This is a genomic window from Streptomyces sp. BK208, from assembly GCF_004364245.1.
Classification (GTDB): Bacteria; Actinomycetota; Actinomycetes; order Streptomycetales; family Streptomycetaceae; genus Streptomyces.
The window spans coordinates 571,036-583,772 of the sequence record NZ_SOAV01000001.1; the positions used below are offsets into that span (position 1 = coordinate 571,036).

Below are 12,737 nucleotides of genomic sequence, written 5' to 3' on the forward strand. Positions count from 1 at the left end.
TCAGCCAGGCGTCAGGACCAGCCGTCCCCGCACCTCCCCGGCCTCCAGCCTGCGGTGTGCCTCGGCCGTGCCCGACAACGGCAGGCGGTCGGCGATGTGCGGGCGCCACGGCGTGTCCCGGAGCACCATGGCGACGCCCCGGGCCGCGTCGGCGAGGTCGGCGGTCGTGGCGTTGCTGATGGCGAAGCCCACGATGCTCGCGTCCCGGGTGTAGAGCCGGCCGAGCGGCAGCTCGACGGCTCCCCGGCCGAGCCCGACCATCGCGACCAGGCGCCCGCCGTGGGCCAGCAGGTCCACGGCGTCGGCCAGCACCCCGTGCCCGGACGTGTCCAGGTGCACGTCGTAGCCGTCGGGAGCCGCCCGGCGCAGTTGCCCGCCGAGATCCGGAGCCCGGTAGTCGAGGACCTCGGCCGCGCCCAGGCGCCGCACCTCGCCGGCGTCCTCGGCTCGGGACGTGGCGACGACGCGCGCGCCTGCGCGAGCGGCGAGGGCGACGGCGGCACCGCCCACGTTCCCGGCGCCGCCCCCGACGTACACGGTCTCCCCCGCCCGCAGCCGGCCGTGCCGGAACAGCGCCAGCCAGGCGGAGGCCGCCGGGTGCGCGGCGGCCACCAGGTCGTCGGCGGCGACGCCGGGCGGGACGGGGTAGAGCCGGTCGGCGGCGACCGCCGCGTACTCGGCGAAGGAGCCCTGCCGTCCCGCGTGGCCCAGGCTGTTGCACCACACCGGCTGCCCGGCGGAGAAACCCACCGTGCCCGGTCCGGCCGCCGCGACCTCGCCCACCAGGTCGCGGCCGACGACGAAGGGAAGGGGCAGCGAGGTGGCGTACGCCCCGGACCGCACGAAGGTGTCCACCGGGTCGGCGGCGACGGCGCCGACTCTCACCAGGACGTCCGTGGGCCCGATCGGCGGCACGGGGAGTTCGCCGTACCGGATGGTGTCGGCCGGTCCGACGGCGTCGATGTACGCCGCCCGCATGGTGTCGGAGACTGTGCCGTTCATGACGGCATGCTACGAACCGCCGGCCGCGACCGGCGACCGCGCCGGGTGAGTCCCCAGGGCTTGAGCAGCGAGAGCACCGTCATGAAGACGTAGGCGGACAGCGAGACGACCGGCCCGAAGAGCACGTCGCCCGCGTCGGGCAGCGGTGCTCCGGCGGCCACGGCGGCGAACGCCGAGTTCACCCCCGGGCGCAGTGCGAAGAAGGTGGCGAGGGTCGTGCCCAGGGTCAGCCAGAACTTCGTGTAGACCCACCGGTACCGGGCCAGTCCCCACGGCGTGCCCAGGGCCAGCACCAGGCCGCTGACCAGGGTGAGCAGGGCGAGGGGCAGCAACAGCCAGTCGGCGAACAGCTTCATGCCGCGGACACCGGCGGACACCGTCTCCGGGGCATCGGTGGTCGCGGCGGTGACGCCGAGGGCCAGCAGCCCGAGCGTGAGCCCGAGCCAGGCGGCGGAAGCGACGACGTGGACGACGAGGGCGGCCCTGCGGGCGGGGCGGGTCAGTTTCACGCCCCTCACGCTGCCGCTCCCGCGCCGTCCGGACGTCCCGCGAGGGGAGTAACCCGCCCTACCGAACAGGGCGTACGCGGCGGCCGTCACCGTGCCCGATCGGCGCAGGCCGCGGACGCCCACGCTGCGAGGGGTGCTCACGCGCCGTAGCCTGAGCGTGTCTCCAGGACACACCGCTAGGAGGTCCCATGCGTCTGCCCATCGCACTCCGGCACGTCGCCCCGCGACTGGCCACCGGGGCCTTCATTCTCAACTCCGGCCTGGCCAAGCGCGGTGGCGACGAGCAGACCGCCGCGATGATGCACGGCATGGCGAAGAACGCCTATCCGTTCCTCGGCAAGCTGCAGCCGGCGACGTTCCTCCGGCTGCTGTCCGCCGGTGAGATCACGCTCGGCGCGGCGCTGCTCCTGCCGGTCGTACCGACGGCTCTGGCGGGCGTCGGCCTGACCGCATTCTCGGCCGGGCTGGTGGGCCTGTACCTGCGCACCCCGGGGATGCGCGAGGAGGGCAGCCTGCGCCCGACCCAGGACGGCATCGCCCTGGCCAAGGACACCTGGATGCTCGGCATCGGGGTCGGATTCGTCGTCGACGGGGTCACGAGCAGGTCGCGCTAGCGGCAGCGGAAAGCCGGGAGAGCCACGCCTTCGGGGTCACCGGCTCGTGGCCGGGTCCGTGCTCCACGGCACCGTCGCCCGGCACCAGTCCTGCTCGGTGAGGGCCAGCATGGCTCCGACGGTGTCCGCGTCGGGCAACGGCCCGTGGTCCCCCACGACCCTCAGCGCGGAGGCGGCGGTGATGTGGCCGAGGCGCAGAGCCCGGGTCAGGTCCGTCCCGGCGCACAGCCCGGCGAGGAATCCGGCGGCGAACGCGTCCCCCGCGCCCACCGGCTCCACCACCTCCGTGGCCAGGGCGGGCACCGTGCACACCGCCCGCTCGGTGAACGCGGTGGCTCCCCGCCCGCCGTCCTTGACGACGAGCACACGCGGGCCGCTCAGCAGCCGGCGCACGTCCGCTTCGGTCAGGTGCTCGCCCCACAGTTCCTGGGCCTCGTCCAGGCCGACGAAGACGATGTCGGCGCGGTCGGCCAGGTCCCGCAGCACCGAGGGGGCGGTGTCCGGCGGCCACAGCGCGGGGCGGTGGTTGACGTCGAAGCTGACCGCGTGGGCGCGTCGTGCCGGCGGGGTGTGCAGCGCCCGTTCCACCAGGGCACGGCAGGTCGGGGAGAGCGCGGGGGTCACCCCGGTCAGGTGAAGGAGGGCGGCCGAGCCGAACCGTTCGTCGTCCAGGACGCCGGGACCGAGGGCCGAGGCCGCCGAACCCCGGCGGTAGTAGTGCACGCGCGTCCCGGCGGCCCCCGGGTCCTTCAGGAGCAGGCCGGTCGGCCGGTCCGGGTCGGTGCGCACGCCGGAGACGTCCACCCCCGCCCGTGCGACGGCCGCCCGCACGCGCCGGCCGAGCGCGTCGTCCCCGACCGCAGAGAGCCAGGAGACGGGCAGGCCGAGGTCCGCGAGGTACATGGCCACGTTCGACTCGGCGCCGGCCACCGACAGGCGGAGGGAGTCGGCCGTGTCGAGCGCATGCGGCGGGGGCGGGGCCATGGCCGCCATGGTCTCCCCGAGACACACCACGGGCCCCCGCGCCGGCCGCCAGAAGGCCGCGTCCACTTCGGCGGGGGCGTCGTCGTCCGTGCACATGCGCAGGACCGCGTCCCGCATGCGCACGGGGGCGTCCGGCGTGCGTGCCGGGGTGTCCGGCGTACGTGCCGGGGTGTCCGGCGTGCGTACGGCGGCTTCCGGCGTGCGTGCCGGCGTGTCCGGCGTCTGTGCGGCGGCTTCCGGCGTGTGTGCGGGGGCCGGCATGCTCGTGGGGACCGGCGTGTGTACGGGGGCGGGGGTGCCGTCGTCCCCCTCGGCGGCGGGCGGCGTGCTGGTCACGGCCGGGCCTCCCGGACGGCGGCGCGGAAGGCGCGGGCGCGGGCACGGAGGGCGTCGAGGCTGCCGCCGTCGGCGGCGTCGCCGATCAGCGGGGAACCGACCCCGACCGCGGTGGCGCCGGCCGCCAGGTGGGCGCGGGCGGCCGCCTCGTCGACGCCGCCGACGGGCACCAGCACCTCGTGCGGGAAGGGTCCGCGCAGGGCCTTGACGTAGGCGGGTCCACCGGCCTGGGCCGCCGGGAAGATCTTCAGCGCGGCGGCGCCGAGGGTGCGCGCCGTGATGACGTCGGTGGGGGTCATGACGCCGGCCAGGACGGGCATGCCGCGCTCGCGGGCCGCCACGACACCCTCCCCCAGGCCCGGGGTGACCGCGAAGTCGGCGCCGGCGCGATGCGCGGCCACGGCGTCGTCGGCGGTGAGCACCGTACCGGCGCCCAGGGGCCGGTCGGGCCCCAGGGCCGCTCTGGCCCGCTCGATGACCAGGAGGGCGTCCTTGCCGGTCAGCGACACCTCGACGAGTTCCACGCCCTCGTCGGCCAGGGTCAGCACGGTGCGCAGCGCGGCGTCGGCGTCGTCCCCGCGCACGATGGCGACGAGACGGTGGGCGGCGAGGGCGGCTCGCAGGTCCACGGGCGAGGCTCCTTCTCCGGGAGGTCCCGGTGTTGCGGATCGGTCGGCGCGCAGCGGCACCCGGCGGCCAGCGTAGGCCGCCGCCTCGGCGACGTCGCAGGCCGGGGACCCGGAGGCGTCGGCGAGGCGTCGTGGTAACGCGGAGCCGGCACCGGGCCGCCCGCCGCCCTCCACCCTTCAGACCACCAAGTCCATATTGAGCGTTTTGCCGCATTTCTCATGGTGACCCGGACGGAGGACATCCACGTGCGACGAGGTGAGAATCATGCTGGTGCTGGGCCTCCTGCTCATGGCGGGCGCCGCCGCCTTCGCAGGCCTGCTGATCGCGTACAACCTGTCCGGCGGTCCGGACTACACCGTGACGCTGCTGGGGAGCGAACCGTTCACGATCAGCACCCTCGGGGCGTTTCTCGGCGGTATCGCCCTGACTCTGATCTTCGGCCTGGGCATGTGGATGCTCTTGGCCGGGACGGTGCTGGCGCGCCATCGGGGCAAGAAGCGCCGCGGTGACCGCGAGACCGCCAGGCGTGCCACCGCGGAGCGCGACGAACTGGCCGGCCGTCTGGAGGGTCCGGGCAGCAGCGCGAGCGCCGCGGACGAACCGTCCGGACACCGCCGCCCGGCCGCCCACCGACCGCAGTGGCTGCGGCCGCACGGCCACCACTGACCGAGCGGAACACGGCCGACCGGCCCGGCTCCCCGCCGGGCCGGTCGGCCGTGCGCCCGATGAGCGAACACATCGACGACGCAAACACATCGACGACGTGGGTCGACTCCCGGTCGCCACGGGACAATTGGCTGCTTCTCGTCTGCCTCACCCGGACCTTCCGGACGCTTAATGGTGCTTGCGCTGCAGGAGTGGGTTGGCCACACGGGGGGAGCCGATGGATCACACAGGAAGCTCAGGCGCGTCGCCATGCGAGCCTCCCGAACAGCCCGAACTCCCGTCCCGGCCTCCGACCGTGCCGCCCGGACCTCCGCCCCTTCCGACGGCTCCCGTCAAAGGAAGTCCCCTGGTCCTCAGCGTCAGCCGCCGCATGCTGTGGGTGGGGTCTGCCGCCATCCCGCTGCACAACATCACCTGGGTCGACGCCTACCGGATGAAGCCCGACCGGGTCTCGGCCGCCGCCCGCCTCCTGGCGTGGCTGGTCGGCGCCGTGCTGGTCTACCTGCTGGGCAACTCCGCTACCGACGGGGACGCCGGGGGGAACGGCAACCTCTGGATCCTCGTCGTCGCGGTCGGCCTGGCGGTCGGTCTCAAGGGCCTCTTCGTGTCGGCGCAACCGGTGCTGGCCGTGGAGACGGCCAGTGGCTCCAAGGCGATCGTGACCCTGCCGAGCATGGACGAACTGCGTCAGATCGCCGGACGGATCGCGCACGCGATCGACCACCCGGAGGCCGAGTTCACCACCCTCGTGCAGCAGTACAACAACACGAACAACTACGGTCCGGTCGTCAGCATGAGGGACGGCCGGGGAAACACGGGGTTCAAGCTGTGAGCGACGCGTCGAACTACTACGGCCCCACGGTCAACATGAACGGCGGTCGCGACAACATCGGCTTCAACTACGGCACCGTCGGCGGCGGCTCCCAGGACGCCGAGCTGCGCGCCGCCGTCGAGGATCTCACCCGCTTCCTGCGTGAGCTGCGTCCCCACCTCACTCCCGACCAGACCCGGACGGTCGACGACGCGCTGCCCGAACTCACCCCGGACGCAGGTGCTCTACGGGAACGCGGCATCGTCCTGGCGTCCGTCGCACAGATCGCGGCCGCCGTCGGCGCGGTGGGCCAGCCGGTGTCGGAGGCGGTGGGAAGACTGCTGGCGCTGCTGAGCGGCCAGTGACCGGGGGCGGGCATCCGCCGACAGCGGCGACACACATCCCGCCCGGCGCTCCGGGCGGGTAGCAGTCACTCCTGCGCGCCCGAACCGCTGCGGACGGGAACGGCGTCACTTCATCCACCCCTGATCACGCCCAGGACATCGAGGAACTGGTGCACGCGACGGCCGTACAGCACGACGAGGACCACGATGCCGCAGCCGCCGATGACGTAGGCGTCCGCGCCCTCGGGCAGCGGAAGGAGGGCGGCCCCGACCGCGCAGGCCGCCACGAGCACGGCGGCGGATGCCAGGCGGAGGGGCTCGAAGTCCCGGGCGGGCGTCAGGTCTTCGGGGAGATGCCGCTCGTCGAGGAGCGCACCGATGCGTCCGTCGGCGATGCGCTCGGCGACGGCGGCGAGGAGGGAGGCCAGCGGCGCGAGCGCGGCATCCCCGTCGCAGTCGATGCGCGCCTCCGCTCGGCGCAGGGCCGCCACGACGAGCCCGGCGTGACCCTTGAGCTGCTGCCTGCGGTGGGACCGCACGGGCAGGCGGCCGCTCGTACGGTGCAGGCGCATGACCTCGTCCTCGACCCGCGACAGAGCGCGGGCCAGACGCCGCAGCTCCCTGGGCTTCTTCGGCCACCGCGCCTCCCTGACGCGAGCGCACACGGAGATCGCGTTCGCGGTCGCGCTGACGGAACGGAACCGGGTCGCCATACGAGTCGACCTGGACAGGGACCAGCCGCGCCCCGCCGAGGTCGCGAAGGCCAGTACAGGGGGGACGACCCAGAACAGCAGAAAGATCGCCGCCGCCACACACGGCATCACGACGGAAGTGCTCAGCGTCTCGGAGACGGTGTCGAAATGCCCGCTCCGCAGGGCCTGCCAACCGTCGACAGGCACTTGTGCGAACGGCTTCAGCGGAAACCACAGCCTGCCCTTCACCCACGTCGTGGAGATGGCGTCGACCCACAGCACCGCGACGAGCAGGGAGGGGATCTCGATCGCGGCCAGCATCAGAGGAGACGCGCGGTGCCTCGCCCGGACGGCCACGCGCAGGCGCCGGGAGGCCGGCGGAAGCCCCAACTCACCGAGGTCACCGTTCAGTCTGGCTATGGCTTCGTCGGCGGCCTTCCGGCTACGCGCTCGCAGCTTCCCCCTCATGCCCCCCACTATCCCGCGGCACAGCCATGGGACGGACGGTGTCACGCCAAGGAGAACGTCGGTGGTGTACGTCCGGCGGCGAGACGGCTGCCGGCCCTGCCGGCCGGCCGGCGGCCGGGCGCGGATCCACCGACAACGGCGGCGGACCCGGGGGCGGGCGGCCGAGCGGAACCGCCCGCTGCCGCTCACCCGCCGGTGTGCCCGGCGCCCTCGCCTGGCCCCCGCCCCGGTGAGGGCGCGGTACGGCGGCGGTAGTACGCGATCCCGAGAGCGACGGTGGCGGGGCCCCACAAGGCGAGCGGGGCGAGGCACACCGTCGCCAGTGCCTGCCAGGCGTCGTTGGTGTACCTGACGCCCTCGACGATGCCGTACGGCGTGAGCCCGCGGCCGTCACCGAGCGGAATGCTGGTGAACAGCAGGGTGAGAGCCAGGCCGCCCAGGACGGCCGGGGCGGCGGCCGCCCACGGTCGGACGGGTCTGCCGCCGATGAGCGGGATCCAGGCAGGTGCCACCTCTCCCCAGCCCCGGACCAGTCCGATGGTCAGGACCGCGATCAGCTCCGACAGCAGACTGAGCCCGAGGACGTACGGAACGCTCAGCCAGTAGGACGGCATGTCGAGGTCCTGCACCTGCCCCATCTCGAAGTGCAGGGCGAAGGGCAGCCGCCACAGGCATGACGGCAGCAGAAGCAGCGGGAGCGCGTAGCCCAGGCGACCGGCCCAACGGGGAACGGGCCGCTCGGTGTCGCTGACGGGCGGGGGCGAGTGGAGGAGTGCGGGTTTCATGGCCTCATCCTCGAGAAGCGGACGCCCGTGGTAGTCACCCCTGCGGGCCGAACCGCTACCCCCCGCGACGGACGTCGTGCCGGACGGTGTCCGCCGGGGGGATGAGACCGGCACCGGTCAGTCCGCGCACATCTGTTCGTCCATGAGCGTCATCATGGCCTCCTCGGTGTCCGGGCCGCCGTCGCTGGTCACGTACACCGAGACGGACCGGCTTCCGTCGCGGGTGATGCCGGCCCAGGTCCGGTAGCCGAGAAGTTCGCCGCGGTGGCCGAAGTAGCTGCCACCGCAGGTGAGCGGGATCTGCGCCAGGCCGAGACCGTACGTCACCCCGTCCCCCAACTCGGCGGCGGGCACCGTGGCCGTCATCTCGTCCAGTTGGGTCGCGTCCAGCAGACGGCCGTCGAAGAGAGCCGCGTAGAACCGGTTGACGTCGTGAGTGGTGCTGATGACCGAGCCGGAACCGGTGGCCATGCTCGGATCGAGGAGCGTCACATCGACGCCGGGATCCCCGCCGTGGCCGGCTCCGAATGCGGTGTAGGCGTGGGCGTGCGGGCCCAGGACGAGGGGAAATGCACCCGGGACACTGGTGTCGTGCAGTCCGAGCGGACGGATGATCCGGTCGGTGACCTCGCGTTCCCAGCTCCGTCCCGTGATCCGTCCGACGAGCATCGCCGCGAGTACGTAGTTGGTGTTGGAATAGGACCAGGCGGTGTACAGATCCGCGGAGTCGGGGACAGGCGCGGAACGTTGCCGCAGGGCCATGTCCACCAGCTCCTGCGGACGGTAGGTGCGCAGCCGCTCGGCTCGGTAGCCGTCCGCGCTGCTCATGGACGCGAGCCTCGGGACGTCGGGGATACCGCTGGTGTGCCGGAGGAGGTCCCGTACAGTGATCCGGTTGCCGTCGTGACCGTTGCCGCGGACGACGCCCGGCAGCCAGCGCTCCACGGTGTCACTCAACGACAGTCTCCCCTCACCCACCAGTTGCAGCACCACCGCGGCGGTGAACGTCTTGGTCGCGCTGCCTATCCGGAACCGGCCCTGCGCCGGCATCGGTTGCGGCGAACCCCAGCGGGCCGCCCCGGCGCTCTCGGAAAGGCGTACACGCGAAGACAGCACCTCGACGGAGACGCCCACGACACCCGTGTCGTGGATCGCCTCGACCTGGTGGGCGAGGGCATCGTCGTGCCGTGTCGCCACTGCGGCGACAGGACCGGTCGATGCGGAGACGAGCACGGTCGCGGTCAAAGCGGCCGTGGTGAGCCGTCGTAGTCGTCGACGCCCTGTCACATACATCCGGGTTTCCCTTCTCGTCCCGTCGCCCTGCGGGAACGCTCACCGGTCGACGACCGGTGCTTCGTCCCGTCTGGATGCGGTGGTCGCCCGTCATCCCACCAGCCGGGCGAAGCCGGGCCCAGCCGGCTGCCCCCAGCAGGGCCGGTCGGGCCGGCCCCCTGCGGTGCCGGGGGCCCGGCCGTGCCCGAACACTGCGGGCGTCCCCCTTGCCTCACCGACGGCGGCGTTCCAGCCCTGGTCGAAGCCCAGCCGCAATACCGCCGCCGCCGTTCCCCGCGCCTCGTCGCCCTTCGCGGTGGAGCCCTCATTTTGTCTAGACCTATTGCCCTGCCCGTGAGTCGGAGGCTACGTTTCGCGCTGTCGGGGATACCCCTGACTGGCCGTCAACTGCCTTGTCCAGCAAGGCGGAAGGAGCGTGGTCGCATGCACCGGAGCCCCTCGAGGCGGGCCGTTCTCGCCTCCGCGACCGTTGCCGCCGCGAGTGCCACGGGCGTCGTGGGCGTGACGGCCACTCCCGCCGTCGCGCACGGGCGCGACCGCCGCCTCAGGACCATCATGTCGAAGATGAGCGTCGAGGCGAAGATCGGCCAGCTGTTCGTGCCGTACTTCTACGGCACGTCGGCCACCACCCCCAGCCAGTTCGACCAGGACCGGAACCTGAAGGAACTCGGTGTCCGCACCGTTGCCGAGCTGATCGCCAAGTACCACGTCGGCGGTGTCGTCTACTTCTCGGGCTGGGCGAACAACATCCAGGATCCCCGCCAGGTCGCGGAGCTGTCGAACGGCGTGCAGCGGGCCTCGCTCGCCCTGCCCACCCCTGTCCCGTCCCTGATCTCCGTGGACCAGGAACACGGGGCCAACGTGCGCATCGGCGGCGGGGCGACCCAGCTGCCGGGAGCGATGGCACTCGGCGCGGGCCGCTCGTACTCCGACGCGTGGACCGCCGCCCGGATCTCGGGTACCGAACTCGCCGCCCTGGGCATCCACCAGAACTTCGCACCGGTCGCCGACGTCAACGTCGATCCGGCCAACCCCGTCATCAACGTCCGTTCCTTCGGCGCCGACGCCCGCGACGTCGGCCGCATGGTGGCGGCCCAGGTGACGGGTTACCAGCAGGTCGGTGTCGTGGCCTGCGCCAAGCACTTCCCGGGCCACGGGGACACCGGGGAGGACAGCCACACCGGACTGCCCGTGATCACCCACTCGCGCGAGGAGTGGGAGCGTATCGACGCCCCGCCCTTCCGGGCCGCGATCGCCGCCGGCGTCGACTCGGTCATGACCGCCCACCTCCAGGTCCCCGCACTGGACCCCAGCAACGAACCGGCCACCCTGTCGCCCACGATCCTCCAGGGGGTGCTGCGCGACGAACTGGGCTTCGAGGGCGTCATCGTCACCGATGCCCTCAACATGCGCGGTGTGCGCACCAAGTACGGCGACGACCGCGTGCCCGTCCTGGCCCTCAAGGCCGGTGCCGACCAGCTGCTGTTCCCGCCGGACATCGCCGTCGCCTACCAAGGCGTCCTGACCGCCGTCCGCAGCGGGGAGATCAGCGAGGAGCGGCTCGACGAGTCGGTTCTGCGCATCCTGCGCCTCAAGGACAAGGCCGGGCTGCTCAGCGGCAGCCCCTACGTCTCGCCGAAGGAGGTAGACCGGGTTGTCGGCGCCCGGGGGCACCGGATCGCCGCCGCACGGATCGCCGAGCGCACCACGACCCTGCTGGTCAATGAGGGCCGGACGCTCCCGCTGCGGCGCGGGCGGCAGAAGCTGCTCGTCGTCGGTGCGAGTCCGGCCTTCCCGACCGACGCGACCCGCAGCACGGTGCCCGAACTGGCCGCGGCCTTCGAGGCACTGGGGTACCGCACCACCCATCTCGCGACCGGTCCGGCACCCGACGCGGCGAAGATCGACGAGGCCGTCGCCGCCGCACGGGGACGGGACGCGGTGGTGGTCACCACGGACAACGTCGGCGCCACCAGCGCGCAGCGCACCCTGGTGGCCCGGCTGCTCGCGACCGGCGTTCCGGTGATCCACCTCGCGGTGCGCAACCCCTACGACATCGCCCACCTCGGCGGGGTCCGGGCGTCCCTGGCCGCCTACTGCTGGACCGAGGTCGAACTGCGCGCCGCCGCCCGGGTGATCGCGGGCCGGGTCGAACCGCGCGGCAGGCTGCCCGTGCCCGTCCAGCGGGCGGACGATCCGGCCGAGGTCCTCTTCCCGACCGGGTACGGCCTGTCGTACGACGACTGACCTGGCCCACCCGCACCGGTCCGCCGTCCGCGGCCGGCTGCGCTGACGCATTTGCGCGTGTCAGCGCACCCTTCCCCGCGGCTTCAACGGCACGGCGGCAGCGCAGGGGCAGGCAGCGGCGCGCCGTCGTAGCCCTTCACCTCGCCGAACCGTGTCCCTTCCGTCCAGTCTCGGCGGGCCTGCTCGATCTCCTCCTGGGGAGCGCCCGATCCAGTTCCAGAACAGCGAATCCTGCGCGTCTTTGAGCTGGTCAGCGGCGCTCCGGACCGCCGACGGTGAGCAAACTGTCGTCATCGGCCCTGAAGGGGTCAGCAACCGTGAGTGCCACCGGCTTCGTTCGTGGGATGGGTTCCTTTTTCAAGAAGTGTGAGCATCCGCGGTCGCGGTGGTCGAAGTGCTCACACCCGTACAAGATCCGGTATCGGTCGGCCGCCGGGAAGCAGGTGAAGGAGTCCGGGTTCTCGACCCAGGACAAGGCGGTCGCGCGTTTGACGGAGATCTACAACGCGAAGAAGGCCGCGCCGCGGGGACAGGCGAAGGCGGACCGGATCGCGAGGTATGGGGCGATGCGGTTCCAGGAGTACGCCGGCGAGTGGAAGGCCGGGCAGCGGGACCTCGGTCCGGCCTCGGTGGTGCACCTGGAATCGCTGCTGAACATCCACCCGCTGCCGCTGCTGGGCAGCCGGCGGATGAACACCTTCGTCCACAAGGTCGTCGAGGCGCCGACGTCTCCCGCCAGACCCCTGACTGGGGTCAGGTTGTGGCCGTGATACTTCTGCTTGCCGACGTCCAGGCCCAGGGAGACGCCCACCCCGTCGATGCTGATCACCGCGCCCCCGCATGTGTCGACGCGTGCCGGCCCCAGGATCGGGAGCCGTTCTCGCGCAGCCACGTTATGCAGACCTGCCGCCCGCGAGCAGCCGGGCATTGCGCCCGGCCGGGCGGTGGTCGGACCTCTGATCAGCGTTAACGACGGCACCCCTCGGACTCGGTGACACCACTCCCCAGGTCATCCGTTCGACAGGGGGCAACAGTCATGCCGGGCCCGGAAGCCAGCGGCCCTCTTGCAGGACCGCGAAGAAGATGACGGGGCCTGGTGACGCTCATGCCGCAACGGACCGATCTCAGATACGAGTCCAGCAATCACATCGAAAGAAGAGCCCGTGGTCCTCCGGTCGCTGATGATCGCTGAACGAGACGCGTTCCCCACCAGATGGACATGATCGACGATCAGGAGTCTCGACGTCTCACCGCCTGCCGTGCACGGGCTCGTAAGGTGGTCCTGCATGACGGGCACGAACCTGGTGCCACTCCCGCCAAGACGCGACCTGGGTGGGGCGCGTTGGGGCGCGCAAG

General features: G+C 72.4%; 13 protein-coding genes and 1 pseudogene. 6 read left to right on the plus strand and 8 right to left on the minus strand.

Translation table 11 applies throughout. The annotated features are described in order from the left end of the window. Both EV562_RS02695 and EV562_RS02700 read right to left on the minus strand, forming a co-directional pair. Complete coding sequence (locus EV562_RS02695) at positions 1-1,002, minus strand: NADPH:quinone reductase (RefSeq protein ID WP_133885002.1); 1,002 nt, start codon at positions 1,000-1,002, stop codon at positions 1-3. Then, positions 999-1,511 (minus strand): DUF2269 domain-containing protein, encoded by a 513-nt coding sequence (locus EV562_RS02700; protein ID WP_133885003.1) that lies wholly within the window; start codon positions 1,509-1,511, stop codon positions 999-1,001. The genes EV562_RS02695 and EV562_RS02700 overlap by 4 nt, the downstream gene beginning before the upstream one ends. Before the next feature lie 188 nt (positions 1,512-1,699). Here EV562_RS02700 and EV562_RS02705 point away from each other — a divergent pair, with 188 nt between their 5' ends. Further along, positions 1,700-2,125, plus strand: a complete 426-nt coding sequence (locus tag EV562_RS02705; protein WP_133885004.1) for a hypothetical protein — start codon at positions 1,700-1,702, stop codon at positions 2,123-2,125. 36 nt (positions 2,126-2,161) lie between these two features. Here EV562_RS02705 and EV562_RS02710 read toward each other — a convergent pair whose 3' ends face one another. Both EV562_RS02710 and EV562_RS02715 read right to left on the minus strand, forming a co-directional pair. Further along, on the minus strand, positions 2,162-3,205 hold the full coding sequence (locus EV562_RS02710; RefSeq protein ID WP_166661568.1) for a sugar kinase: 1,044 nt from the start codon (positions 3,203-3,205) through the stop codon (positions 2,162-2,164). A 236-nt stretch (positions 3,206-3,441) separates the two neighbouring features. Beyond that, positions 3,442-4,074 (minus strand): bifunctional 4-hydroxy-2-oxoglutarate aldolase/2-dehydro-3-deoxy-phosphogluconate aldolase, encoded by a 633-nt coding sequence (locus tag EV562_RS02715; protein WP_133885005.1) that lies wholly within the window; start codon positions 4,072-4,074, stop codon positions 3,442-3,444. Positions 4,075-4,339: 265 nt separating this feature from the next. On the opposite strand from EV562_RS02715, the gene EV562_RS02720 reads away from it, so the two are divergent. The 3 genes from EV562_RS02720 (at position 4,340) to EV562_RS02730 (ending at position 5,917) form a co-directional block, all read left to right on the plus strand. Next, positions 4,340-4,741 carry a hypothetical protein gene (locus EV562_RS02720; RefSeq protein WP_133885006.1) on the plus strand — a complete coding sequence of 134 codons (402 nt, stop codon included), beginning with the start codon at positions 4,340-4,342 and terminating at the stop codon, positions 4,739-4,741. Between the two features lie 295 nt (positions 4,742-5,036). Next, positions 5,037-5,573 (plus strand): DUF6232 family protein, encoded by a 537-nt coding sequence (locus tag EV562_RS02725; RefSeq protein WP_279588466.1) that lies wholly within the window; start codon positions 5,037-5,039, stop codon positions 5,571-5,573. Then, positions 5,570-5,917, plus strand: coding sequence for a hypothetical protein (locus EV562_RS02730; RefSeq protein WP_133885008.1), 348 nt, complete (start codon positions 5,570-5,572; stop codon positions 5,915-5,917). The genes EV562_RS02725 and EV562_RS02730 overlap by 4 nt, the downstream gene beginning before the upstream one ends. A gap of 110 nt (positions 5,918-6,027) precedes the next feature. Here EV562_RS02730 and EV562_RS02735 read toward each other — a convergent pair whose 3' ends face one another. The 3 genes from EV562_RS02735 to EV562_RS02745 all read right to left on the minus strand — a co-directional run bounded on the left by EV562_RS02735 (position 6,028) and on the right by EV562_RS02745 (position 9,038). Then, complete coding sequence (locus EV562_RS02735; protein ID WP_133885009.1) at positions 6,028-7,056, minus strand: hypothetical protein; 1,029 nt, start codon at positions 7,054-7,056, stop codon at positions 6,028-6,030. Between the two features lie 185 nt (positions 7,057-7,241). Continuing rightward, positions 7,242-7,841, minus strand: coding sequence for a hypothetical protein (locus EV562_RS02740; protein WP_133885010.1), 600 nt, complete (start codon positions 7,839-7,841; stop codon positions 7,242-7,244). Between the two features lie 117 nt (positions 7,842-7,958). Continuing rightward, a complete protein-coding gene (locus EV562_RS02745) occupies positions 7,959-9,038 on the minus strand; it encodes a serine hydrolase domain-containing protein (RefSeq protein WP_243859949.1) in 1,080 nt (359 codons plus the stop codon). Positions 9,039-9,557: 519 nt separating this feature from the next. Between EV562_RS02745 and EV562_RS02750 the strand changes: the two genes are divergently transcribed. After that, positions 9,558-11,381 (plus strand): glycoside hydrolase family 3 protein, encoded by a 1,824-nt coding sequence (locus EV562_RS02750; protein ID WP_133885012.1) that lies wholly within the window; start codon positions 9,558-9,560, stop codon positions 11,379-11,381. 60 nt (positions 11,382-11,441) lie between these two features. Here EV562_RS02750 and EV562_RS02755 read toward each other — a convergent pair. Next, positions 11,442-11,606: pseudogene (locus tag EV562_RS02755) on the minus strand (pirin family protein); the annotation flags it as partial. Between the two features lie 218 nt (positions 11,607-11,824). Here EV562_RS02755 and EV562_RS02760 point away from each other — a divergent pair. After that, positions 11,825-12,151 (plus strand): hypothetical protein, encoded by a 327-nt coding sequence (locus EV562_RS02760; protein WP_243859972.1) that lies wholly within the window; start codon positions 11,825-11,827, stop codon positions 12,149-12,151. The last annotated feature ends 586 nt before the right edge of the window (positions 12,152-12,737 follow it).